We start from the raw sequence: 22,286 nt of genomic DNA, 5'->3' as shown, positions 1-22,286 counted from the left end.
CACATGGCAGGTCTCCGTGGGGGACGGGGACGCTCTACCCTACCGACGCCCAGGCCAAGACCGGGTGACGGCGCTGCGGCAGGCAGGTGACCGCCAGACACATTGTCCATGTGGCGGCCGCGCACCTCACCGTCACTGCGGCTTTCACGCGCAACGAAGCTGAAGTCAGCGCAGCAACATTGGAAGTGGGCGAACACCTGAATGACGAGCTGCCACACCTTGCCGCGCCTTCGGCGATTGTTTCGCCGGCTCCCCCCGTGCGGTCACCGCCACCATCAGCTACCGGCTCCTGGCACGGCAACGGCCGTTGAGCGCCGCAGCAGCACATGCAGCAGCAGGGCGCTGCCGGCGGTCAGCGCTGACAGCATGTGCAGCAGTTGCGCCAGCGCCTCGCCGCTGGCGCGCTGCAACTGCAGGGCCGTTGCTCCGGGCAGCAGCGGTTGGGCCGAATGCAACGCACCGGTAGCCAGATAGGCCGCCGCCCTGCCCAGTGCTGGAGCAGATGTGCCCTGCAGGCGGTGGCCGATGAGCGTCGCCAGCACTGCGGTCACTGCCGCCAGTGCGATGCCCTCGCCCGCTACCCGCACCGTGCCGAAGATCCCCGCTGCCATGCCCGCGCGTTGCACCGGCACCACACTGACCGACAACCCGTCCATCAGCCCCCAGGGCAATGCGGTGCCTGCACCGATCAGCAGCAGCGGCGGTATCCATTGCGCAGGCAGCGGATGTACCGCCTGCCGCGACAGCAGATACAGCCCCAACGCGCAGAGCAGCAACCCAGCCACGCACAGGCGCGTGCTTCCCATCCGGCCGGCCCAGCGCGCGGCCAGCAGTGGCAGCACCAGCATCGGCGCGGACAGCGCCAGCATCTGCACGCCGACGGTGGCGACGCCCTGGCCATGCACGCCCAGCAGCTGCAGCGGCAGCAGCACCAGCAGCACCACGTAGCCGAAGCAGGTTGCCACCGGCAGCAGCTGCACACCGACGAATGCCCGCTGCGCGAACAGCGAAAGATCCAGCAACGGCGCCGGCTGCCTGCGCTCGATCAGTACGAACGATGCCGCCAGCAGCACGGTCGCCAGCGACGCCCACCGTACCCGCGCTGCGGGCAGGCCGAATTCGCCCAACCACAACAGCGCCAGGGTCAGCATGCTCAGCATCAGGCTGAAAGCCAGCATGCCCGGCACGTCCAGCCGCCCGGCCTGCCCGCGGCTCTCTGGCAGCACGCGCACTGCCAGCATGCATGCCAGCAGAGCCAGCACACCACCGGCGGCAAACACGCTTCGCCAACCCATCGCCTCAAGCAGCGCGCCCGCAAGCAGCGGCCCCAGCGCCAGGCCGGCGCCAAAGGTGGTGCCCAGCAGGGCAAACACACGCATACGGGCCTGGCCGTGCCACGCCTGAGCCAGCGCCGCGCTGCCCGATGCCAATGCCGCGGCAGCGCCCACGCCTTGCAGACCGCGCGCCAGGTCCAGCCAGAACAGATCCGGCGCCATGCAGACGAAGAACGTCGCCAACGCGAAACCGCCGCTGCCCAGCAGGAACAGCCGGCGTCGCCCATAGCGGTCCGCCAGTCCCCCTGCCGCCAGCAGCAGGCTGCCGAAGCTGAGCATGAAGGCGTTGGTCACCCAGGCCAACGAAGCGGGCGAGCTGGCCAACTGGATGGCCAGCACCGGCACCGCTACCGCGCCGGCCGAGAACGACAACGGCAACGCGAGCGCCGCCAGGCACACCGACACCAGGGCCCAACGCCCTTGCACGGGCTGGGAATCCATCAAGAAACGGGCCATCGTGGACTCCTGCAATCGGGGCATTGATGATGAACAGGCCGCGATCGGGTAAAAACCGGCTCACATGCGTTTGATTACGGCCAGATGTTCCGCAATCATCCCGCCATGGATTCCATTTCCGCACTACTGGCTTTCGTCCGCACCGCCGAGGCCGGCAGCATTGTCGGCGCCGCGCGCGTGCTGGGCCTGTCCGCTTCGGCGGTGGGCAAGCGGATCGCCCGCCTGGAACAGGACCTGGGTACGCGACTGTTCCACCGCACCACGCGCCGCATGCACCTCACCGACGAAGGCGACCTGCTGCTGCAGCGCTGCCGCCGTGCATTGGATGAACTGTCCGAGGCCCAGGCCGACCTTGCGCAGCGTCAACTCGCTCCCCGCGGGCTGCTGCGGATTGGCCTGCCCACCATCGGCTACCGTTTTCTGCTGCCGGTGCTGCCCGGCTTCCAGCAGCGCTATCCGCAGGTGCAGTTGGAACTTGATTTCAATGACCGCCTGGTCGATGTCGTCAGCGAAGGACTGGATGCGGTGATACGCAGCGGTGAACTGGCCGATTCCAGCCTGATGTCGCGGCGCCTCGGCAGCTTCCACTTCGTGCTGTGCGCAGCGCCGGTGTACCTGCGAACACACGGCTGGCCACAGTCGCTGCCGGAACTGCGTACGCTGCAGGCGGTGCGTTTCCGCTTCCCGACCACCGGCATGCTGCAACCCTGGAGCCTGCCCGGCGTCGATGGCGACGCCGGCGCCGCTCTGGCTACAGCAATGACCTGCAACAACATGGAAGCGCTGCTGGCCGCTGCAATCGGCGCCATGGGCGTCGCCTGGATGCCCGACTTCCTGGCGGCCGAAGCACTGGCCGATGGCCGGTTGCAGCAGATGTTGCCGATGATGGAGCAGCAGCGCGGGCAATTCTCACTGCTCTGGCCCGGCAATCGTCATCCCAGCGCGCGCCTGCGGGTGTTCATCGATTACATGGCCGACCATCTGTTCGCCCGTCCTTGTTGAGCACACAGATGCACCGCCCGCCGCCGCTCCCCATGCACGACGCGCATTGCCACCCCCGAGGCAAGCGCGATCAACGCATTCGTGGCTGACCACGCACAGGCGGCGGGCGATGCGGGTTGGCGTACCGGACAACTCTGGGACTGACCGGCGGATCATGGTGATCCCCACACATCGCCAACCACGGACAGCGGATCACGTGATCCGAAAGCGCCATCCGTGCGCCTACCGATCACGTGCCAGAGTTGATTGTGGGACGCCAATCCCAGCCGACCGATGATGGCCGACGGGACATGCTGGTCGTTGCCGCCGAGGCGATATGTAGGGCTTCCCCGCGCCTGTGCCTCAGGCTTGCTGCAGGCGCGATTCCCCAGCACTGAACTGCGAGCCGAATCACATTCCAGAGGCGCGCACGACGCGGGCCAACTCCCTTCCCGCGCCTGCAGCACGGATACTCAACCGGCAATCACGACACTGCCGGTTGTGCAGCCATCGCCAGGAAATTCTGCAGCACCGGCGTAGGCGATTCCGGGCGCATGCAGAACTGCAGTTCGAACGCCGCATTGCCGCCGTCCAATGGCCGATAGACGATTTCTTCGGGACGGAACCCGCTCATGCTGGCCGGCACGATTGCCACGCCCGCTTCCACGGCCACCAGCGACAACACCGCGTGCATGCCCTGCGCTTCCTGCACGACCCGTGGCGTGAAGCCGGCGGCCGTACACAGGCCCAGTACCTGCGCATGGAAGCCGACACCTTCCGCCGATGGCCATGAAACGAAGGGCTCGTCCATCAGGTCTGCGACGTCCAGCCGTTGCCATGCGACCAGCCGATGCGCGCGTGGCAGGGCAATGGCCAGTCGATCATGGTCGAACGCCTGCAGATGCAGTTCTGCGGAAATGATCGGTGGAATCAGGATGCCCAGGTCGATGCGCCCCTCGCGCAGCCACTGTTGCTGCTGCCGCGAGGTGGCTTCGTGCAGATGCAGCTGCACCTGCGCAAACGCATGGCGGAACTGGCGGATCAGTGCCGGCAGCCGCCCATACAGTGCGCTGCCGACGTAGCCTACGCGCAGGCTGCCGGTCTGCCCTGCCGCCGATTCGCGCGTGCGCTGCAGCGCCTGCTCGGCCTGCTGCAGCGTCGCGCGCGCCTCCACCAGCAGCGTCTGCCCCGCCGCGGTCAGGCCCAGCGTACGGTTGCCACGCACGATCAAGCCCGTGCCCACTTCGTCTTCCAGGCGCCGCATCGCCGCCGTCAATGGCGGCTGCGACATGTGCAGGCGCGCAGCGGCGCGATGGAAGTGCAGTTCTTCGGCCACCGCCACGAACTGGCGGAGCAGGCGCAGATCGATCATTTCATCGCAGGCAGGTGGAGACCCGCCTAGGGTACGCGCTCAGCCGCGCGCGTCGACACTCGGCCGTGCAATGACCGGCCACTGCAGGGCCACCGATTCGATGCTGTCGGCGGCCACGGCGCGCAGGTCGCGTGGATAGTCCACGTTCTCTGCTTCCTGCAGCCGCAGTGCATGGAACTGGCCATTGCTGGCGCGCAGAATCCATCCCCCCTGCCGGCAGCGCGTGGAAACCAGGAAAGCCACCCCGGTAGCCACGGCATCGGGATGCAGTTCATCCGGCTCTCCGTCGATGCCCCACATGCGGGTCTTGGCCACCGGCGATACCGCGTTGACCACGATGCCGTGCTCGGCGCCTTCCAACGCCAGCACATTGACCAGCCCCTGCGCGGCCAGCTTGGCCATCGCGTAGCCGCACAGGCCGCGCTGCGCATACTGCGGGTACAGCGCGCGATCGGAGGTGGTCAGCACGATGCGGCCGCCGCCGGCAGCACGCATCGCCGGCCATGCCGCCTGTGCCAGCCACAGCGGTGTCTTCGCGGCCAGGCACAACATCTGCTCCAGCGCATCATCCTCCACCGCTTCGATAGCGGCGTAGGCCACCCAGCCGGCGTTGTGGATGATGAAGTCCAGGCGACCATGGCGCTGCAGGATGTCCTGCACGAGCGCATGGCAACCGCGGCGCTGGTTGATGGGGCCGCTGGCGGCCTCGACCGGCAGGCTCTGGGCACGCAGTGCCGCCACCGCCGTGGCGATGCGCTGCGGATCGGCGCCCGTGCCATCCGTTGCAGCGCCCACGTCATGCATCACTACATGCGCGCCACGCTGGGCCAGCAGGCGGCTGTAGGCCAGGCCCAGGCCACCGGCGGCACCGGTCACCAGGCCCACCTGGCCTTCGAACGAGATACTGGAATTGGGTTTCATCCGGCCAGCATCGGCGAGCGCCATCGTCCTCGGCCAATACTGTTTGCACACCCGCGTGATACGCCAACGGTATCGCGCGGCGATGGCCCTGCGCGGTCAGCGGCTGAAGCGACGGGCTCCGGCCACGCAGATCACCGCCGCCACGGTCACCAGCAGCATGCCCGCGCTGACGGTCTCGTGCAGCAGCATCGCCGCCAGTGCCAGGCCGAAGAACGGTTGCAGCAACTGCAGCTGGCCGACCGCGGCAATGCCGCCCTGGGCCAGGCCGCGATACCAGAACAGGAACCCGATCAGCATGCTGAACACCGCTACATACCCCAGCGCCCACCATGCGGAAGCAGCGACCGCCGTGAACGAGACCGGGCGCATCGCCACCATCAGCGGCAGCATCAGCGGCAAGGCCAGCAGCAATGCCCAGCTGATCACCTGCCAGCCACCCAGGTGCCGGGCCAGGCGGCCGCCTTCGGCGTAGCCGAGCCCGCACACCACGATTGCCGCCAGCATCAGCAGGTCGGCCTGCAGGGAAGCCTCGATGCCGTTGCGTGCGGCGTAGCCGACCACACAGGCGCTGCCCAGCAGCGAGAACACCCAGAATGCCGGCCGTGGCCGGTCGCCGCCGCGCAGGACGCCGAACACCGCCGTGCTCAGCGGCAGCAGGCCGAGGAACACGATGGTGTGTGCCGACGAGGCGTGGCGCAGGGCGAGCGCGGTCAGCAACGGAAAGCCCACCACCACACCCAGGCTGACCAGCGCCAGGCCTGGCAGATCGCTTCTGACCGGGCGCGGCTGGCGCAATGCCAGCAGCAGCACCAGCCCCAGCAACGCGGCGATGCTGGCGCGTGCGGCGGTCACGAAGCTGGCGTCCAGCTCCATCACCGCCAGACGGGTGGCCGGCAATGAGCCGGCGAAGATCACCACACCGATGAAGCCATTGATCCACCCGCTTGCCGACCGTTCCACACCCTGCTCCAGAAGTGCCGGGCGATGGCCGGCTATGCCCGTCATTGGGCCATCGGGCATCGGCGATACACAGCTACAATCCAGTACAGTCACAAGTAACTGTACTGCCCACAATCCCCTTACAGTCACGCGCATGTCCCGACCGCCCAGCCGCATCGACAGCGTCATCCACGCCGTCCGCACCCGCATCAGCTCGCGCCTTGATGGCCCGGGCAGCCGCCTGCCTTCGGTGCGCGCGCAGGCGGCGGCGATGGGCGTTTCCGTGTCCACCGTGGTCGAGGCCTACGAACGTCTGGCGGCAGAAGGCGTGATCGCCGCGCGCGCCGGCTCCGGCTTCTACGTGGCTGGTCCGGCAGCGCCGCTGGCACTGGCCGAGATGGAGCCGCGCCTTGATCGCGCGGTGGACCCGCTGTGGGTGTCGCGACAATCGCTGGAAACCCCGTCCGGCCACCTCAAGCCGGGCTGCGGCTGGATGCCCAGCGACTGGCTGTACCACGATGGCCTGCGCCGTGGCCTGCGCCGCATGGCGCGCGCCGACGCCGCGCACCTGGTCGACTACGCGGGGCCGCTCGGCCTGCCGGCATTGCGACAGACGCTGCAGCGACGCGCGGCCACGCTGGGCATCGAAGCATCGATGGAGCAGTTGCTGCTGGCCGAATCGGGGACGCACGCGATCGACCTGATCTGCCGCTTCCTGCTGAAGCCCGGCGACTGCGTGCTGGTCGACGACCCCAGCTATTTCAATTACCACGCGATGTTGAAGGCCCATCAGGTGCAGGCCATCGGCATACCGTACACACATACCGGGCCGGATCTGCAGGTGTTTGCCAGCGCGCTGCAGGAATACGCGCCGCGCCTGTACATCACCAACGCCGGGCTGCACAACCCGACGGGCGCGGTGCTGTCGGCGACCACCGCACATCGCCTGCTGGGCCTGGCCGACCGCAGCGAGCTGATCATCATCGAGGATGACATCTTCGCCGACTTCGAGCTGCGCCCGGCGCCGCGGCTGGCGGCGCTGGATGGACTGTCTCGGGTGATCCATGTCGGCAGTTTCTCCAAGGCCATCTCGGCGGCATCGCGCTGCGGCTACATCGCCGCACGCCCTGACTGGATCGAGGCACTGACCGATCTGAAGCTGGCCACCAGCTTCGGCGGTGGGCACCTGGCCGCGCACCTCATGCAGATCGCACTGACCGACAGCGGCTACCGACGGCACATGCAGGCGGTGCGCACGCGCCTGGCCGATGCGCGCAAGCACACGCTGCGGCAGGTGCAGAAGCTGGGCATCACGCCATGGCTGCAACCGGAAGCAGGACTGTTCCTGTGGTGCCAGCTGCCCGATGGCCGCGATGCATCGGCAGTGGCACGGCAGTGCCTGCGCGAGGGCATGGTGCTGGCGCCCGGCAATGCCTTCAGCCAGTCGCAGCGGGCTGCCGACTACGTGCGCTTCAATGTGTCGCAGTGCCAGGACCCGAAGATCTGGCAGGTACTGGGGAAGGCGCTGCAATAGAACAGCTGGAGCATTACAGTGCGTTATCCTGCCGGCCATCCAAGCAAGGAGCGCCCGCATGCGTCGATGGATCGTCATCGCCTTGGCCTGCAGCCTGACCGGTGGCTGCATCACGTTCGGGCCCCGCGACGGCTCGCTGCAGGTCATTGGCTATGCACCCACGGACGGGAACTGCCAACTGCAGATCACCGCGCCGGGGGCATCCAACGCGGATGCCGCGCCGGTGCAGGGGTATTTTCAACGGCAGCTGATGGTTCATTCCAGCAGGCCCGGTCGCGTCGCGCTGCTGTGCAATGGCAGGCTGCAGGCCGAACGCAACTTCCGTTACGGCCGCGACGTGAGGTTCGGCGAGGTTCTACCGCTCCTTGTTTTCGAGCGCAGCGCGCTCGATCTGGGCGGCAGCACACCGGTGGCACGCATACGTGCTTTCCAGTCCGATTTTCTGGACTGGAACAATGCCTCGCTTGCAGAGGTGACAGAACACGGCTCGTCACACGGACTGGCGTTGGCCAGTGCGACGTACGCAACGCTGGTGGAGCACTACGCCTTGCCTGGCACCCCGCGCAACGTCATGCAACGGCCCAGCGTTGAGTCACCGCATGATCCGGCACTGGAACAGGTAATGGCCGTGCAGATCCTCGGCGACGCAGCGTCGATACGTACCGCACAACAGCGCCGCTCCAGCGTCCTCATCCATGAGTACCGGCTGCAACGCGTGCAGGATGACTGGCGATTGACCGGCCTGTATCGACTGGAAGCAGACGGAATGAAGCCGGCGCTCTGAATACCTCGGACTCAATCGGCGAGGTAGGTCTCTGCGGGAATGTCCAGCAGCTCCGGACCTGAAAGCGTCGCGCCCTGCAGATCGGCGCCGGCGTTCAAGACATTGTCGATCGCATTGAGCAGCGAACTCCGCTGGCAGATCGCCTTGAACGCAGCGCGCGGGCCTTCGTGGTACATGGCCAGGGCGCGCTTCAGGCCATCGACGAATACCGGTTCGCGCTCGAGCGGCAGTTCATGCCGCTCACCCTGCGCGTCAGAGGCGGTGAATGTACGCGGCAGCAGCACGTCCAGTTCCATGTGCCCGATCAGGGCCATGGCGAATGCTTCAGGCAGCCACACCAACAGGCGGCGCATCTGCCCGTGTTCGCTGCCAAGCGCGAGCAGTGCCTGCTCGGCGTGCTCCTCATCCACGTCCTCGCGTCCAAGCAATGTCAGCGCCAGTTCGAAGGCTTCCGCCGATGACATCGGGGGCGTGCGAGGGTTCATTCGCGATCTCTGGAATACAGGCAGGCGCAGACCTTAATCAAAGGCGGGCATCCCTGCAATCGACACTTGCGCAGCGCGGTAAAGTGGATGCTCGCCATTGCTGCAGGAATGCTTCCGATGTCCTTCTCCGATCCCCACGCCGTCGCCCGCTACGCCGACGGCCCGCTGCGGCAGGTACCGGGTTTCCTCGGACTGCAGCAGATGACCCACCTGCTGCTGGCCGAACATGTGCCCGACGATGGCCAGGTGCTGGTGCTCGGCGCAGGTGGCGGCCTGGAGCTCAAGGCCTTCGCCGAAGCGCACCCGCACTGGCGGATGCTCGGTATCGACCCGGCCGCACCCATGCTCGCGCTGGCCGAACAGACCCTGGGGCCATTGATGGCACAGGTCACGCTGCTGGAAGGCTACATCGACGATGCCCCGCACACCGTCTTCGACGGCGCCACCTGCCTGCTGACCCTGCATTTCCTCACCGTTGAACAGCGCCTGCACACCCTGCGCGAACTGCGGCAACGGCTGCGGCCGGGTGCGCCGCTGGTGGTGGCCCACCACAGCGTGCCGCAGGACGCGGCCGGCAAGCATCGCTGGCTGCAACGCTACGCCGCATTCGGGGAGGCCTCCGGCATTCCACGTGCCGATGCGCAGCGCGCGGTCGCCGCCGTCACCGAGCGCCTGCCGCTGCTGTCGCCCGAACAGGAAGTGGCGTTGCTGCAGGCGGCCGGCTTCGACAACGTGGAATTGTTCTATGCCGGCTTCAGCTTCAAGGGATGGGTAGCCTACGCGCCGGCGACGCCGGTATAGGCCCGCGACGCACGCTCATGGCACCACGGTGATGCCGATCCGCTGCATCAGCAGCGCGACCTGCTGCACATCGAGCGTGGCGCCACGCAGGTTGGTGCTGCGCACATCCAGCTCGCCCAGTTCGGAGTTGGTCAGGTCGCAATCGGTGAAGTTGGCCGTGTTCCAGTCGATGCCATCGAACTGGCCGCCGGACAGGTCCGATCCTGCGAAACTGGCGCCGCTGATGTTGGCCCCGTCCCAACGGTTTTCCCACAGCTCGCACTTCTCCAGCGTCACCCGCGAGAAGTTGGCATAGCGCAGGTTGGATTTCTTGATGAAGGCGCTGCAGAACCAGCTGCGCGTGGTGATCTGGTTCATGAAACTGGCGTTGCTGAAATCGGCGCCCTGCGCGCGGCACTCGCTGATTTCCAGCCCCAGCGCCTTGATGAAGTTGAAGTTGCACATGCTGATGTCGCACTGGCGGAAGCTGGCTTCCTTCAACGTGGCGCCACTGAAACGGCACCCGGTGCGGGTGTCGGCGTCGTAGAAGCCGCAGTTCACGAACTCGGTGGCGGTGAGGTCCGCGCCGGAGAAATCGCACTCGTAGAACTGCTGGTCGACCACCTTCTGGCCGGTGAACTGATCGACGCCAATGCGCAGCTTGTGGTGAACGGTGGAGGACATGCGGGGTTCCGTGCCGGGTGCCTCGCCATGATGCCGCGTCCGGCCGAGCGGCGGTAGAGCGTGGCCATCGCGGTTCATGGCTGCTGCAGTCGGGATGTGTACAGCGCCAAGGCGGGCTCTCCAGCGGTCCGGCCCGATCGGCAACTGCACGCCTTCATGCACCCGAGCGCGGCTGACGTCCTTGTCATGCCATGGACGGCGCGGGCGTACGCCATCAGAGGCGAGGCAGATCCCTGCGACTGCGCTCAGAGAACGGAGCATGCCGATGACGCTTGCGCCGGAGTGTCATCCGCAAGCGCCGATAGCCGATGACGGTCGCCGTCGCGCACAGCGCGGTACCCGCCAGGCTGAGCAACAGCAGCACGACCAGGCGGCTGTTCGGCTGCCGCAGCAGCGCGGGCAGATCCCAGCTGTGCAGGAAGGAAAACAGCCAGCGCCCAACCCGCTCGCGCCTGCCCATCGTCAACAGCGGATCGCCGGTAGCCAGGTCGACATAGACGCGGGTAGCCTCAGCATCATCGAAGTCGGCCACCGCCACCGGAAAGCGACGTACCGCGGCGCCATTCATCGCCTCCGCAGCGCGCGGGTAGAAGTAGGCATCGGGCGCCTGCAGAATGGTGAATCTGCGCAGGCGTGCGTCGGACATCGCCTCTACCCTGCCCTGCAACCAGTCTGCACCGAATGCAGTGGACACCTGCAGTGCGCCGTCACGCTCCGTGACCACGCGTGAATTGGCATTGCCATCCAGTGCTACCGCGAACAAGTCACCGCCGATCCGTCGCCACTGGATCTCCACCGGCACGAACTGCGGCGTGTGCACGGCAGCCAGTACCGCCGCCGGTTGCGCGATGGCGCCTGCATCCGCCGGAACCTCACCCTGATAGCGCGCAACGTCGAGCGAGGCGCGTGCGCTGCTGAACACCCCCAAGGGGTTCATCGACATCAATCCACTGAAGATCCAGGTGAACACGAATGCGCTCGCCATCAACCCGATCAGGTGATGCCAGCGCATCCACGGTTCCTGATACGGCGTCTTCGACCCTGATCGGTACTTCCCGCGAAACCGCCAGCGCCAGATGCCGACCACGATCCCGCTGATCGCGGCCAGCGTGCACAGCGCCGACAGCACGATCACCGTCCAGGTCCACACCGGGTCCACCGACTGCATGCGCAGGAAGTACAGCCAGTGCAGCCACGCACCCACATAGTTCCAGCGCTGCTGCAGGCGCGGTGCATCCAGCACCACTTCGCCGGTACGCGAGGACACGTAGACATCACCGGGCTGTGCACCACCGACGCCGACACGGTACAGCGGCCGATGCGGATCAAGGCCGCGCGAATGCGTCCAGCGATCCTCGTCCAGCGGGATGGCACCAACGAAAGCCGGCCCACCGGCGAACTGCGCGGCGGAGACTTCGGCCAGCTGCGCCGATACTGGCGGCAAAGCCTGACCGGTAAGCGTCGACCACGCGCCCATGTTCGCCCCGGAGCGCACCACGTAGGCGGGCTCGCCACGCAGCGTCGTCAGCACGACCCGCTCAGGCTCCTGTCGCACGGCGTCCGGCAGCACGGAAAGCCCCTGCCAGCCGCGCGTATCGGCCAAAGCGGGCAGCGCAGCCAAGCGTTCTCCCGGCGTCAGCTTCGGGTACCCGATGAACAGCATCACCATGCCGCTGACGAACCACAGCACCATCAGCAGGCACCCACCGATGCCCAGCCAACGGTGCACCAGGTAGGTCCAGCGCTTGGCAGTGGATCGCAGCGACATGGCGGCCTTCCTCAGAAGCGATGGTCGAAGGTGAATTCGACGCGCCGGTCGGCGCCCAGCAGCCACTGCGTACTGGTGTAGTACGCCGTGGCGTAGTACGCCTTGTCGAACACGTTGAACATGCGTGCGGTCACCCGTGTACGCGGCGCGGCCTGCCAGGTCAGTGCCAGATCGCTGGTGGTGTAGCCCGGCAGCTGCAGCGTGTTGGCGTTGTCGGCATAGCGCTTGCCCACGTAGCGCACGCCGCTGGCCACGCTCCAGTCGGGCAGGAACTGCCAGCTCAACCAGACGTTGGCCAGGCGCTCGGCCACGTTCGGCGGCACGTTGCCATCACGCGAGACGATCACCGCCGGCGTGCCGGTGGCTTCCAGGAAGTCCTCGAACTCGGCCTTGAGCACGGTCGCGTTGGCATCCAGCGACCACTGCGGCGCGAAGGCCCAGTTCAACGAGGCTTCGATTCCCTTCGAGGCCTGTGCACCCACCTGCACGCGACGGTCCGGTTGCATCGGGTCACGGCTGAGCAGACCGGTCTTGCGGATGCGATAGGCCGCCAGCGTCCACTCACCCCCATCGAAGGCCTGCTTCATGCCGACCTCGATCTGCTTGCCCTTGGCCAGATCGAACACGCCGTTGGCCGGGCTGATCATCAACAGACCGCTGACCGGGTCCGCCGCCTGCGAGTACTGCGCATAGAGGGTCATCGACGGTTGTATCGCGAACACTGTGCCCGCGCGCCAGCCGGTGCTGTTGTAGGTCTTCGAGAACGCCCGCTGGCCGCTGACCAGGTCGTTGCGGTCGATCGTGGCGCGATCGTGGCGCAGGCCAGCAAGCACCGACCAGCGCTCGCTCAGTTCCAGCCGGTCCTCCACGAACAGCGCGACCTGCTCGGCGCTGTTGCGGTAGCGCGGCAGGTTGGGTGCATCGCTGACGAACCCGCCGGGCACCGGGTTGAAGGGATCCACAGGCCCCGAGCTTCCCGCATAGGTGTTGTTGGTGTGCTTGAAATGCGCACGGTTGGCATCGAGGCCGACGGCGAAACTGTTGGGCAGACCACCCGCATTTCCCAGCAGGCGCAGCGTGGAAGTGAGGCCGGTCTGGTCCTGGTTGTGGGTGATCTGGGTGTTGCCGGAGCGGTCGATCAGGCCGGTGCGCTCGTTGTAGACATAGGCCTCGGCGTTGCGCCAGTCGCGCTGGCTGTCGATCTGGTAGACGCGCGTGCGCCATTCCACGTTCTCGCTAGGCGTCCACAGCGCATCAAGCTGGGTCCAACGGTCGCGGAAACGGATCACGCTGTCGGCCACGTTGTAGTTCTCGTGCCGCAGTGCATCCAGCTGCCGCCCATCGATCAACGGCGTACCGAAGTAGCGCATCGGCTTCTGGTAGCCCTGCGCATGGGTCAGCGTGAACTGCAGATCCGCCCCTAGCTGCCACAGCAACGCACCGGAAAACGTGGCATCGCCGTTGTGGCCGCGGTCGACCCACCCGCTGCTGTAGTTGCCGCTGACGTCCACGCGGTAGGCCAGCGCCGGCGTGAGCGCACCGCCACTACCGAATCCGAGTCGCGCAGTGTCTTCGCTACCCAGGGTGACGCTTACCTCGTTCTCGATGGCACCGCGCGAAGGCTTCTTCGGCACGATGTTGACCACGCCGCCGATGGCGCCATCACCATGGATGACCGAGGCCGGCCCGCGCAGCACTTCGATGCGCTCGATCGACCAGGTATCGAACGGAAAGGTGACGCCCACGCCGCCGTACTGGCGCAGGCCATCGTACAGGCGCATCACCGAGGCGCCATCGGTGAAGCCACGGCTGGACAGCGCACTCAGGCCGTTGCCCGGATGGGGAAGTGCACTGATCGCACCGGCGCGGGTGATCGCGTCGTTGAGAGTGGAATCACCGCGCTGCTCCAGTTGCGCGCGCGAAATCACGGTCAGGCTTGCCGGGGTCTGCAGCACGCTCAGGCCGAGGGCCGAGCCGGTGCTCGCAGTGGAGGACAGCGAACCGCTGCGGGTATCCACCACGCGGACGGTATCCAGGGTGGTCGGTGGTGCCGCGTCGGCAGCAAGGGCAGAAGCAGAGTGCAGCAGCAGCGCACAAGCGACAGACAGCGCCGCCCGGCGCTGGCGCGCGGAGTTGGGGATTGTTTTCATTGTTTCACGGCATGCAAGGCCACCCCGCAGTAGCAGGGAAGCTCAAGGAGTTCGGGAAACGCGCACGCAGTAGTGCCAGGCCATGCCTGGCAGCTCGGGAGAATCAATCCAAGGGCGCACGCGCAGGGCTCAAGCAGCCAGCAGCACCGGTGGCCCGCGCGCTCCCAACGTGCCGCTGATCCGTTGCGGCAAGGTCTGCACCGCACCACGCAGCGCGCGGCATACCGGTGCCAGCGGCATCATCAACAGCAGCGCCGCCACCAGCAGGGTGATCAGCCGTGCGGCAATCAGGCAGTAGTCGCAGTCCACGCCCATCTCGTGGTCGGCGTGTGGATCGGCCGGCGGCTTCGGGGCCGCTTCGCCATGCTGCATTGCCATCGTGTGATGGTCGTGGTGCCCTTCCATCGCGTGCTGCGCGTGCAGGGTGTGGTCCATGACCGCCACCGGTGCAGCAACAGCAACGTGCGCATGCGCCAGCCAGCGGCTCACCAGCGGGGCAAGCAGCACCAGCAGCATGGCAAGCCATGCCAGGGTCTGGAACCGGCGGTGGAGAACGGAGCGACGCACCCGGCCATTCTACGAGGGTGCGGCCAACCTTGGACCACGTTCAGGGTTGCTGGTGCGGACCTGCGACATCGTGACGCAGGGGCTGGCCCCCTGCAGATCCACACCATGCGCGGATATCCGCCGGAGGGGACGGAGGAGCGACCGATGTGACAGCCCCCTTCCGTCCCTGGCGGCAACGTTAGAATCGCGCCGGTTGCTGCACAGCGCGTTCCAAGAACATGACGCCCGCCTGCAGGCTGTTGCGGGCGTTCTCCAACCAGCGCTCCGGATCGGCTACCGCGAATCGCTCCTGTGCATCCACATCCCCGGAGTCAGCCAGGTCGGCCAGCTGCAGATGGATGTGATGCTCCACCAGGCTCATCAATACAGCGAGCTCGGCCGATACCACGGCGATGCGTTCGGTGAAGCCAGCGTCGTTGCTGTTCAGAGACATGTCCCCTGTTCCTATGCGTTGCGGTGTTGATGGATGGCTTCGAAACGCTCGGCGCAGGCAGGCCCACAGAACAGCCTGGCCGGATCGTTTTCGAAGTCTTCGCTGCAGTCCGGGTTGTGGCACTCCCCAGTGGGTGTGAGAGGGGCAACGTTGCTGGCCCGCACTGCGTGCTGGGCCAAGGCGCGTTGCAGGTGGCGCGCTTGCAGTTCCTGCGCTTCGTCGATGGTGTCCGTCATGCCAGTCGTATTTTATCGGGAGGTGGTCGCACCGATTGAGAACGTCGCGACGATCATGCGCGGCATGCGCGCGGCGTCGGACAGGCGTATTTCATCGGGTTCGTTTTCAGGCATGCGGACTCCTTGTGCATGGCGCCCGGGGCGGGCAATGAGAGAGAGCGAAGGGCCGTGTCGAACGGCACCGCCATCATCGGAAAATGCGTTCTCGCTGGCTGCGACGCATCGTCGCAATGACCGCGATCTGCGACTGACATCGCAGATCCCTCGCGGACAAACAGACGCTGCAAGGCCAGGGATGCAAGGTGTCAAAAGGTGTTGCAAAAGCAAGTTCATTCCGACACCATGACGGCGTCACCACCTTCCATCACCCACTGACCACGTTGCGTCGGGCAGCCGCCGCATGTCCCGCGTACTGCGGGCAGCAGACAGCACCATGGCCGCAACCGGCCGCGGTGAACCGAACCATGCTTCAAGGGGGCCCCGCCGAATGCAGACACCGCACCCAGTGCAGGACATCGTTCCGGCATTCCTGCAGGCCATGCACGCACACGGCATCGTGCCGGATGCGCGTGGCCGCGATGCACTCAATGCGGACGGCACGCTGGTGCGCTTCCACGTCGAGGGGGATCGGCGCGGCACCCGCAATGGCTGGGCCGTGCTGTTCGGCGACGACGTGCCGGCCGGCGAGTTCGGCAGCTGGCGTACCGGCCTGCGCCATGGGTGGTGCGCGAAGTCGCCAACCTCGTTGACCGCCGCCGAGCAGCGTGCGATCCGGCAGCGCCAGGAAGCGGCCCGCGCCGACCGGGAAAGACTGCAGCGCGAGCGCGAGGACGCGGCAGCCAAGGCGGCCAATGTCCTATGGAGCCGTGCCGTGCCTGCCGATGCCAGCCATCCGTATCTTGTGCGCAAGGGCATCCAGCCGCACGGACTGCGCGTGGCGGCGTGGCCGGTGCGCAACGGCGATGGCCTGGTGTTCCGGCACATCGACAACGCACTGCTGGTGCCGGTGATGAATGCCACAGGCCGCATCGTCTCGCTGCAGGCGATCTTTCCACGCATGGATCTGGCGCTTGGTCGCGACAAGGACTTCCTGGCTGGCGGCCGCAAACAGGGCTGCTTCCATGTGCTCGGCAAGCCGCTGTCCAGCGAGCCCATCGCCATCGCCGAGGGCTATGCCACCGCGGAGTCCATCCATCAGGCGACCGGCTGGTGCGTGGTGGTGGCCTGGGACGCCGGCAACCTGGCATCGGTCGCGCGGGCATGGCGAACCGCCATGCCCGAGGCAAGCTTCGTGATCTGTGCCGACAACGACCAATGGACCCGGCAGCCGCTGGACAATCCCGGCGTCACCCACGCCACGCATGCCGCTGCGGAGATCGACGCACGCGTGGTATGGCCCGAGTTCGCCATTCTGCACGACGAGGAGGACCGCCCCACCGACTTCAACGATCTGCATCTGCGCGAGGGACTGGAAGTTCTGCGTGCGCAGTTGATGCCCGCTGCTGCCGCCACCGGGGATGAAGCCGCCACAGAGGATGACGCACCGGCAACGGCCGCCGCGCGCTATCTGGTGCCTGGCAATCTCTCCGCCTTTGACACCTTTACCCCGTTCCCCGACTGCAGCGCGCGTGGCCGACCATTGCCGACTGCACGCAATCTGGCCGAACTGTGCCGACGCACCGGCGTGACCGTGCGCTACAACGTCATCCGCAAGGATCTGGAAATCCTCGTCCCCGGCCTGCAGACCACGGTGGACAACGCCAAGGAGGTCGCCGCCGGCGAGGTGATGGACTGCATGCATCGCGCCGGCATGGCCATCGCCAGCTTCGAGACCAACCTGTGCCAGGTGGCCGAAGCCAATCCGTACAACCCGGTCGCCAGCTGGATCGGCTCGCGGCCATGGGATGGGCAATCACGCCTGCAGGCGTTCTTCGATACGGTGCAGGAAGCCCAGCCCACTCGCATGGCCGACGGCCGCATCCTGAAGGAGATCCTGATGCGACGCTGGTTGATCTCCGGCGTTGCCGCCGCATTCGAGCCCGATGGCGTGGTCGCCCGCGGCGTACTGACCTTCGTGTCGAAGCAGAACCTGGGCAAGACGCGCTGGGCGCGGCAGCTGGCGCCGGCCGAGCTGCAGCTGATCGCCGATGGCGTGGTGCTCGATCCCGCCAACAAGGACAGCGTCAAGCAGGTCATCTCCAAATGGATCGTCGAGCTGGGCGAGGTCGATGCCACGTTCCGCCGCACCGATATCGCCGCGTTGAAATCGTTCATCTCCCGCAGCCATGATGAGATCCGGCGCCCCTATGCGCGCACCGAATCACGCTACGCGCGGCGCACGATCCTGTTTGCCAGTGTCAACGACGAACGCTTCCTGCGCGATGCCACCGGCAATACACGCTGGTGGACCGTGCACGCGGTGGCGCTGGGCGAACCGGCACGGATCGACATGCAGCAGGTCTGGGCCGAGGCCCATGCGCTGTATTGCAGCGGCGAAACCTGGCATCTGGCCAGCGATGAGCTGGACGCGCTGAACGCCACCAACAGCGAACATGAACCGATCTCGCCGATTGCCGAGCTGATCGACCGTCACTTCGACTGGTCGCTGCCTGCCGAGCAGCGCAGCGTGCCTTATCGCGCCACCGAGATCGCCATTGCCGTGGGCATCGACAAGCCTAATCGGCGTGACGTCAACGAGGCGGCGGCCTACGTGGTCAAGCGCCATGAGGTGCGCACCAGGCTGATCGGCAAGGAACGGGCGAAGGTGTGGCTGATGCCACCGCGCAGCCGCAGCATCGCCGAGCACGCCGCCGGACCGTTCTGATGCCGCGAACCCACGACGGACGTGATGTCTGCAGCGGCAGTGTCGAGTGGCGTTTGGACTGCGAGGCACGGCATTTGCTGGGGCTGGACGGCTACCACTGCATCGATGCGCGCGGACGCAGGATCAGGATCGGTCCGCGCCGACACCGCCAGCAGTACCTCCAGCGCGTGCAGGTGGCACGCGGCCATGCCGAGCGCGATCGGCTGGCAGCGGCGGCGCTGCGGCTATGGGACGCAACAGCCCCGCGCGTCGAAGATTGGATGCAAGTAGATGAAAGGTGTTGACTGAAGAGGCAGGCAAAGGCAAGATACCGGCAACGGCCACGCCACCTCCCAGGAGCCCAGCCATGCCTCGCGCCCGCCTGCACGCCTTTGAAGGCGAACAGTTGACCGTGCAGCAGATCCATCAACGCGTACCCGTTCTGTCGCAACGGACCATCCGCGACCACCTCGCCGCCGGCCGCCGCACGTCCACGGCGATGCTGTGCTTCGACCCCATCGCCGCCGCAGCACGCGGTGGCCGCATCACCCAGCGCATCCTGCGCGCCCGCAGCAGCACCGGCAGCGACTGTTGACTGCCGCCGCACCTGTGCATTCCCCCAGGAGTAGACACCGCATGATCCCCGCCTCGCTCGACAGCAGCCAGCGCATGATCGCCGACACACTGGCCGCATTCCGCTGCGGATCCGCCTTTGCCAGCGTGCCGCTGCACTCGGTGCCGTTGACGCGGCCACCGCTCTACATCGGCATCGCCGGTGGCAAGGGCGTTGGCAAGGACACCCTCGCCAACGGGCTGGCCTCTGCGCTGGCACTGCCCTGTGACACATTCGCTTCCCGGCTACGGCAAAGCAACGGCGCCGAAAGGGGCCGGGAACACGTTCATCCGGAGCTGTGGGTACGCTCACTGTTCTCGCGCCTGCCCGCAGGTGGCCTGGTTCCCGATGTCCATTTCGATGACGAGGCACGCGCCATCCGTCGCCAGGGCGGCGTTGTCATCCGCATCACCCGCCCCGGCCACGACAGCGTGGACCTGCATGCCGGCGGCCAGCCGCTGCCCGCCGCGCTGATCGATATCGAGCTGCACAACGACCGCAGCGCGGCCGATCTGGTGCGCACGGCACTGGACCAGTTGATGTGCCGTGGCGTGATCTGAACGGCCTGCCGGAACCGCCGCCGCGCGACGGGCCGGTCCGTTGCTTTTTTCATCCATAACGCAGGTTCCGGCCCATCATCGGCGAAAATGATGTAAGGTCGTTCCCCATCAATGACGGCACCTGCCGTCACCCTGCATCCCCAACCGCTTTCGCAGAGAGGAAATGTCATGGAGGTCGAACAGTTCACGTCGACACGCCAGAAGGCCATCGCATTGTTCAAGTCGCAGCCCAAGGGTGGCAAGGACATCGTGAGTCTGGATGCGATCTTCATTTCGCTGTGCTCGCTGGCCGGCGCCCAGCCCGAGGCCGCTGCCGCCAAACAGGCGCGTACCGCCGCCCGCCCCGGCAACCAGCAGCCCCCCGCACCGTGGTTCATCGAGACGCTGGCCGCGCTCAAGGGCAAGGGCGAGTCGATCACCGTGGCACGCTTCCTGATGTTCGCCAACCGTTTCCCGGTCAAGCGCATGGACCAGGTCAATGCAGCCCGCTGGCTGCGAGATGCCGGCTATATCCCGCGCAAGACCGGCGGCAACCTGGTGTTTGACCTTTGACCCAGCGCCACCTGCAGTCCTGAAGCCCCGGCATCGTCCGGGGCTTTTTCGTTTCAGAGCCCGGCGCGCCCGGCACGAGGATCTACCCTGTGGCCGTCCTCACCCTGTACCTGCCACCTTCCCTTGTCCTGCGTCTGTTTCCAGCACATGAGGACAAGGAGTACTACAGAACCAGCAAAAAGGGCGGGCAAGGCTGGACGGCAAAGCATGGCGACTCGCAAACCTGCGCATGCAGGTCCTCGCCGATCCTCGCGCACGCATCTGAAGGCCTTCAGTCGACAGATCCAGAAGTAGATGAAAGGTGTTGACGTGATCGACGGGATGGCAACAGTGGATACCAATGCCACTGACCAACCTCGCCATGAACGCCCTGCCCGACAGCATCCAGACCCTTGCCGAGGTCATCGGCGAATCCGCAGCCCTCACGCTGGTGCATGCGTGGCCGCCGACCACCTCCAGCACCACCGGACGCCACCGCGTCATCGTCTACGTCCCCTCAACCCTGCCCGATCAGCATCGACTGATCGACATTCTTGGCCTAGAGATGGCCCAGCGGCTGGTCGCCCACTTCGGCGGTGAACTGCTGTTCCTGGCGTCCTGCTTCGCCGCCAGCGCACATGAGCGTCGCGAGCAGATCGCGCGCGCGGTGGCCAGCGGCATGCCCCGCGAGCACGTGGCGCAGGAATTCGGCGTATCGCAGACCACCATCAAGCGCGCACTCCGCGGTGCGCGCTCTGCCCCGGCCCCTGCCGTCCATCCGGCCCTGCTGAAGGGGTACGCACGCGCATGAACGAGAGCGACCTGCTGGCCGGTGTGCCGGACTGGGCCAAGTACCTGGGCGGCACCTCCGGGGTACTGATCGCAGTGTCGTTGTGGCTGCGGCAATGGCTGTCGTCCGCCAAGGTCGACCGCACCGCCGATGAAGCCACCAGCAACACCCTGCGCACCCTGCAGGAACAGCTGGCCGCCGAACGCACACGCGCCGATGGACTGATGCACGAACGCGAGGCCATGGCCCAGGAGATTGGCCAGCTACGCGGTGAAGTCAGCGCCCTGCGCGCGCAGATTGCCCAGCAGAGCGTGCAGATCGATGCGCTGCTGGACCTGGTGCGCAAGCGTTCGGGAGCGACTGCATGACCGCCGCCGCAGCCAGCGCCCTCGGTGGCGCCAACGTGGCCGCGTTCCTGGACATGCTGGCCGTATCCGAAGGCACCGATATTCCCGGCCAGCGCTCCCGCAATCGCGGCTACGACGTGATCGTCGGCGGCCAGCTTTTCAACGATTCCCGCGACCATCCGCGCGTACTGGTGTCGCTGCCACGCTACGGCATCACGTCCAGTGCCGCCGGCCGCTACCAGTTCCTGCGCAGCACCTGGGACGACCTGCGCGCGCGCCTGGACCTGCCGGACTTCGGCCCGGTCTCGCAGGACCGCGCGGCGGTGGCGCTGCTCAAACAATGCGGTGCCTACGATCTGATCCGCCTGGGCCGCTTCGATGCCGCGGTCGCCGCCGCCCGCCGCATCTGGGCGTCGCTGCCGGGCGCCGGCTACGGGCAGAAGGAGCATGCACTGGAAACGCTGCGCACCGCCTATCGCGCTGCTGGGGGGCTTCTGCAGTGATGCCGATTCCCGTGAGGCTTCGCATCGCCTTGCTGGGCCTGGTTGCCAGCCACGTGGGCTGCGCCTGGCTGGCCTGGGAGCTGCGTGACCGCAGCGCGGATCTCGCTGCCGCCAGCGCACAGGTCGCGCAGCAGACCAGACGTGCCGACACCGCACTCGTCGCGCGCCAGCAGGACCACACCAACGCACAGGCTGGTGCACAGGCCGAATCACAGCGCCTGGCCATGCAGTCCGCGCGCACCCGGCAGTTCGTCACGCTGCAACAGGACATCGACACCCATGCCAAGACTCCTGGCCGCGACCGCGGCGATGCTGATGCTGAGTTCGTGCGCATCTGGCGCGAAGCCAATGCCGGCCGCCCTCGTCATCCCTGACATCAGTATTGCACCGGCACAACTGCGCGCGCCGCAGGAACTGCCCGATCTGCAGGCCGCCGATGACGATGCGCTGCTGCGCAACCACGTTGCCGTGGCGCGCCAGTACCACGAACTGGCCGACCAGATGCGCGCGCTGCTGTGCAGCCTCGGCAGCCAGCAAGGTTTCACCGTCAATGGTGCACCACCACCGAGGCCTGCGGGCTGCATCGCTGATGACAGTGCCAGCGCTCACGGACCGCGCCGGCCCTGATCGAGCCAGTCACGGCCACGCGTGCAATGCCCCGCGCCCCTGCCAATGGCAACACTGCATGCAGAAAGCGCGTGCCGCGGCCCGCCGC

The 22,286-nt window shown here is 66.7% G+C and carries 25 protein-coding genes; 14 read left to right on the top strand and 11 right to left on the bottom strand.

Annotation, left to right across the window (positions count from 1 at the left end; genetic code table 11):
* Window positions 1–275 precede the first annotated feature (275 nt).
* A complete protein-coding gene (locus AC13GI_RS10045) occupies window positions 276–1,790 on the bottom strand; it encodes an MFS transporter (protein WP_482996186.1) in 1,515 nt (504 codons plus the stop codon).
* A gap of 105 nt (window positions 1,791–1,895) precedes the next feature.
* On the opposite strand from AC13GI_RS10045, the gene AC13GI_RS10040 reads away from it, so the two are divergent.
* On the top strand, window positions 1,896–2,792 hold the full coding sequence (locus tag AC13GI_RS10040) for a LysR substrate-binding domain-containing protein (RefSeq protein WP_482996185.1): 897 nt from the start codon (window positions 1,896–1,898) through the stop codon (window positions 2,790–2,792).
* 463 nt (window positions 2,793–3,255) lie between these two features.
* Here the strand turns inward: AC13GI_RS10040 and AC13GI_RS10035 are convergent, their stop codons facing one another.
* From AC13GI_RS10035 to AC13GI_RS10025, 3 genes are all read right to left on the bottom strand, one after another.
* The gene (locus tag AC13GI_RS10035; protein WP_482996184.1) at window positions 3,256–4,143 is read right to left on the bottom strand and encodes a LysR family transcriptional regulator; all 888 of its coding nucleotides are present in this window, start codon (window positions 4,141–4,143) and stop codon (window positions 3,256–3,258) included.
* A gap of 39 nt (window positions 4,144–4,182) precedes the next feature.
* Window positions 4,183–5,064 carry an SDR family NAD(P)-dependent oxidoreductase gene (locus tag AC13GI_RS10030; protein WP_482996183.1) on the bottom strand — a complete coding sequence of 294 codons (882 nt, stop codon included), beginning with the start codon at window positions 5,062–5,064 and terminating at the stop codon, window positions 4,183–4,185.
* Between the two features lie 96 nt (window positions 5,065–5,160).
* Window positions 5,161–6,024 (bottom strand): DMT family transporter, encoded by an 864-nt coding sequence (locus AC13GI_RS10025; protein ID WP_380652722.1) that lies wholly within the window; start codon window positions 6,022–6,024, stop codon window positions 5,161–5,163.
* A gap of 133 nt (window positions 6,025–6,157) precedes the next feature.
* Between AC13GI_RS10025 and AC13GI_RS10020 the strand changes: the two genes are divergently transcribed.
* Entirely contained in the window at window positions 6,158–7,537 is a 1,380-nt protein-coding gene (locus AC13GI_RS10020) for an aminotransferase-like domain-containing protein (RefSeq protein ID WP_482996182.1), read from the top strand.
* Between the two features lie 58 nt (window positions 7,538–7,595).
* Window positions 7,596–8,321 carry a hypothetical protein gene (locus tag AC13GI_RS10015; RefSeq protein ID WP_482996181.1) on the top strand — a complete coding sequence of 242 codons (726 nt, stop codon included), beginning with the start codon at window positions 7,596–7,598 and terminating at the stop codon, window positions 8,319–8,321.
* 11 nt (window positions 8,322–8,332) lie between these two features.
* On the opposite strand, the gene AC13GI_RS10010 is transcribed toward AC13GI_RS10015, so the two are convergent.
* Window positions 8,333–8,806, bottom strand: a complete 474-nt coding sequence (locus AC13GI_RS10010; protein ID WP_482996180.1) for a hypothetical protein — start codon at window positions 8,804–8,806, stop codon at window positions 8,333–8,335.
* 117 nt (window positions 8,807–8,923) lie between these two features.
* On the opposite strand from AC13GI_RS10010, the gene AC13GI_RS10005 reads away from it, so the two are divergent.
* A complete protein-coding gene (locus tag AC13GI_RS10005; protein ID WP_482996179.1) occupies window positions 8,924–9,607 on the top strand; it encodes a class I SAM-dependent methyltransferase in 684 nt (227 codons plus the stop codon).
* Between the two features lie 15 nt (window positions 9,608–9,622).
* Here AC13GI_RS10005 and smqnr read toward each other — a convergent pair whose 3' ends face one another.
* The 6 genes from smqnr to AC13GI_RS09975 all read right to left on the bottom strand — a co-directional run bounded on the left by smqnr (window position 9,623) and on the right by AC13GI_RS09975 (window position 15,424).
* Complete coding sequence (gene smqnr / locus AC13GI_RS10000) at window positions 9,623–10,270, bottom strand: SmQnr family pentapeptide repeat protein (protein WP_482996178.1); 648 nt, start codon at window positions 10,268–10,270, stop codon at window positions 9,623–9,625.
* Window positions 10,271–10,484: 214 nt separating this feature from the next.
* The gene (locus AC13GI_RS09995; RefSeq protein ID WP_482996177.1) at window positions 10,485–12,038 is read right to left on the bottom strand and encodes a PepSY domain-containing protein; all 1,554 of its coding nucleotides are present in this window, start codon (window positions 12,036–12,038) and stop codon (window positions 10,485–10,487) included.
* An 11-nt stretch (window positions 12,039–12,049) separates the two neighbouring features.
* Window positions 12,050–14,188, bottom strand: coding sequence for a TonB-dependent receptor (locus tag AC13GI_RS09990; protein ID WP_482996176.1), 2,139 nt, complete (start codon window positions 14,186–14,188; stop codon window positions 12,050–12,052).
* A 129-nt stretch (window positions 14,189–14,317) separates the two neighbouring features.
* A complete protein-coding gene (locus AC13GI_RS09985) occupies window positions 14,318–14,704 on the bottom strand; it encodes a DUF2946 family protein (protein WP_482996175.1) in 387 nt (128 codons plus the stop codon).
* 229 nt (window positions 14,705–14,933) lie between these two features.
* Window positions 14,934–15,188, bottom strand: coding sequence for a hypothetical protein (locus AC13GI_RS09980; protein WP_099819229.1), 255 nt, complete (start codon window positions 15,186–15,188; stop codon window positions 14,934–14,936).
* A gap of 11 nt (window positions 15,189–15,199) precedes the next feature.
* The gene (locus AC13GI_RS09975; protein WP_482996174.1) at window positions 15,200–15,424 is read right to left on the bottom strand and encodes a hypothetical protein; all 225 of its coding nucleotides are present in this window, start codon (window positions 15,422–15,424) and stop codon (window positions 15,200–15,202) included.
* A gap of 487 nt (window positions 15,425–15,911) precedes the next feature.
* Between AC13GI_RS09975 and AC13GI_RS09970 the strand changes: the two genes are divergently transcribed.
* The 10 genes from AC13GI_RS09970 (at window position 15,912) to AC13GI_RS09925 (ending at window position 22,198) form a co-directional block, all read left to right on the top strand.
* Entirely contained in the window at window positions 15,912–18,248 is a 2,337-nt protein-coding gene (locus AC13GI_RS09970) for a VapE domain-containing protein (RefSeq protein WP_482996173.1), read from the top strand.
* A complete protein-coding gene (locus AC13GI_RS09965; RefSeq protein ID WP_099819387.1) occupies window positions 18,248–18,532 on the top strand; it encodes a DUF7696 family protein in 285 nt (94 codons plus the stop codon). The genes AC13GI_RS09970 and AC13GI_RS09965 overlap by 1 nt, the downstream gene beginning before the upstream one ends.
* Window positions 18,533–18,594: 62 nt before the next feature.
* Entirely contained in the window at window positions 18,595–18,822 is a 228-nt protein-coding gene (locus AC13GI_RS09960; RefSeq protein WP_099819227.1) for a hypothetical protein, read from the top strand.
* A 41-nt stretch (window positions 18,823–18,863) separates the two neighbouring features.
* Complete coding sequence (locus AC13GI_RS09955) at window positions 18,864–19,400, top strand: hypothetical protein (protein ID WP_482996172.1); 537 nt, start codon at window positions 18,864–18,866, stop codon at window positions 19,398–19,400.
* A 168-nt stretch (window positions 19,401–19,568) separates the two neighbouring features.
* Complete coding sequence (locus AC13GI_RS09950; protein WP_099819225.1) at window positions 19,569–19,952, top strand: hypothetical protein; 384 nt, start codon at window positions 19,569–19,571, stop codon at window positions 19,950–19,952.
* Window positions 19,953–20,313: 361 nt separating this feature from the next.
* Window positions 20,314–20,742 carry a Mor transcription activator family protein gene (locus AC13GI_RS09945; protein ID WP_482996171.1) on the top strand — a complete coding sequence of 143 codons (429 nt, stop codon included), beginning with the start codon at window positions 20,314–20,316 and terminating at the stop codon, window positions 20,740–20,742.
* Window positions 20,739–21,089, top strand: a complete 351-nt coding sequence (locus AC13GI_RS09940; protein ID WP_099819223.1) for a hypothetical protein — start codon at window positions 20,739–20,741, stop codon at window positions 21,087–21,089. Before AC13GI_RS09945 ends, AC13GI_RS09940 begins: the two co-directional genes overlap by 4 nt.
* Complete coding sequence (locus AC13GI_RS09935; RefSeq protein WP_099819222.1) at window positions 21,086–21,571, top strand: glycoside hydrolase family 24 protein; 486 nt, start codon at window positions 21,086–21,088, stop codon at window positions 21,569–21,571. The genes AC13GI_RS09940 and AC13GI_RS09935 overlap by 4 nt, the downstream gene beginning before the upstream one ends.
* Before the next feature lie 11 nt (window positions 21,572–21,582).
* Entirely contained in the window at window positions 21,583–21,945 is a 363-nt protein-coding gene (locus AC13GI_RS09930) for a hypothetical protein (RefSeq protein ID WP_482996170.1), read from the top strand.
* Window positions 21,920–22,198: a hypothetical protein gene (locus tag AC13GI_RS09925; protein WP_380652762.1), complete on the top strand. Its 279-nt coding sequence runs from the start codon at window positions 21,920–21,922 to the stop codon at window positions 22,196–22,198. Before AC13GI_RS09930 ends, AC13GI_RS09925 begins: the two co-directional genes overlap by 26 nt.
* Window positions 22,199–22,286: the final 88 nt, after the last annotated feature.

It is taken from the genome of Stenotrophomonas sp. 82F1 (assembly GCF_056861525.1).
Note: the sequence above shows the minus strand (reverse complement) of the source record. Positions and strands in the feature narration are given on the sequence as shown.

What these genes read in the sequence shown, in the direction of transcription:
- AC13GI_RS09965 (WP_099819387.1), top strand. Translation starts at nt 18,248, where the DNA reads ATGCCGCGAACCCACGACGGACGTGATGTCTGCAGCGGCAGTGTCGAG.
- AC13GI_RS09960 (WP_099819227.1), top strand. Translation starts at nt 18,595, where the DNA reads ATGCCTCGCGCCCGCCTGCACGCCTTTGAAGGCGAACAGTTGACCGTG.
- AC13GI_RS09985 (WP_482996175.1), bottom strand. Translation starts at nt 14,704, where the DNA reads ATGCTGCTGGTGCTGCTTGCCCCGCTGGTGAGCCGCTGGCTGGCGCAT.
- AC13GI_RS10010 (WP_482996180.1), bottom strand. Translation starts at nt 8,806, where the DNA reads ATGAACCCTCGCACGCCCCCGATGTCATCGGCGGAAGCCTTCGAACTG.
- AC13GI_RS09975 (WP_482996174.1), bottom strand. Translation starts at nt 15,424, where the DNA reads ATGACGGACACCATCGACGAAGCGCAGGAACTGCAAGCGCGCCACCTG.
- smqnr (WP_482996178.1), bottom strand. Translation starts at nt 10,270, where the DNA reads ATGTCCTCCACCGTTCACCACAAGCTGCGCATTGGCGTCGATCAGTTC.
- AC13GI_RS10030 (WP_482996183.1), bottom strand. Translation starts at nt 5,064, where the DNA reads ATGAAACCCAATTCCAGTATCTCGTTCGAAGGCCAGGTGGGCCTGGTG.
- AC13GI_RS10020 (WP_482996182.1), top strand. Translation starts at nt 6,158, where the DNA reads ATGTCCCGACCGCCCAGCCGCATCGACAGCGTCATCCACGCCGTCCGC.
- AC13GI_RS10015 (WP_482996181.1), top strand. Translation starts at nt 7,596, where the DNA reads ATGCGTCGATGGATCGTCATCGCCTTGGCCTGCAGCCTGACCGGTGGC.
- AC13GI_RS09940 (WP_099819223.1), top strand. Translation starts at nt 20,739, where the DNA reads ATGAACGAGAGCGACCTGCTGGCCGGTGTGCCGGACTGGGCCAAGTAC.
- AC13GI_RS09990 (WP_482996176.1), bottom strand. Translation starts at nt 14,188, where the DNA reads ATGAAAACAATCCCCAACTCCGCGCGCCAGCGCCGGGCGGCGCTGTCT.
- AC13GI_RS10005 (WP_482996179.1), top strand. Translation starts at nt 8,924, where the DNA reads ATGTCCTTCTCCGATCCCCACGCCGTCGCCCGCTACGCCGACGGCCCG.
- AC13GI_RS09955 (WP_482996172.1), top strand. Translation starts at nt 18,864, where the DNA reads ATGATCCCCGCCTCGCTCGACAGCAGCCAGCGCATGATCGCCGACACA.
- AC13GI_RS09945 (WP_482996171.1), top strand. Translation starts at nt 20,314, where the DNA reads ATGAACGCCCTGCCCGACAGCATCCAGACCCTTGCCGAGGTCATCGGC.
- AC13GI_RS09925 (WP_380652762.1), top strand. Translation starts at nt 21,920, where the DNA reads ATGCCGGCCGCCCTCGTCATCCCTGACATCAGTATTGCACCGGCACAA.
- AC13GI_RS10035 (WP_482996184.1), bottom strand. Translation starts at nt 4,143, where the DNA reads ATGATCGATCTGCGCCTGCTCCGCCAGTTCGTGGCGGTGGCCGAAGAA.
- AC13GI_RS09950 (WP_099819225.1), top strand. Translation starts at nt 19,569, where the DNA reads ATGGAGGTCGAACAGTTCACGTCGACACGCCAGAAGGCCATCGCATTG.
- AC13GI_RS09995 (WP_482996177.1), bottom strand. Translation starts at nt 12,038, where the DNA reads ATGTCGCTGCGATCCACTGCCAAGCGCTGGACCTACCTGGTGCACCGT.
- AC13GI_RS09970 (WP_482996173.1), top strand. Translation starts at nt 15,912, where the DNA reads ATGCAGACACCGCACCCAGTGCAGGACATCGTTCCGGCATTCCTGCAG.
- AC13GI_RS09980 (WP_099819229.1), bottom strand. Translation starts at nt 15,188, where the DNA reads ATGTCTCTGAACAGCAACGACGCTGGCTTCACCGAACGCATCGCCGTG.
- AC13GI_RS10040 (WP_482996185.1), top strand. Translation starts at nt 1,896, where the DNA reads ATGGATTCCATTTCCGCACTACTGGCTTTCGTCCGCACCGCCGAGGCC.
- AC13GI_RS10045 (WP_482996186.1), bottom strand. Translation starts at nt 1,790, where the DNA reads ATGGCCCGTTTCTTGATGGATTCCCAGCCCGTGCAAGGGCGTTGGGCC.
- AC13GI_RS09935 (WP_099819222.1), top strand. Translation starts at nt 21,086, where the DNA reads ATGACCGCCGCCGCAGCCAGCGCCCTCGGTGGCGCCAACGTGGCCGCG.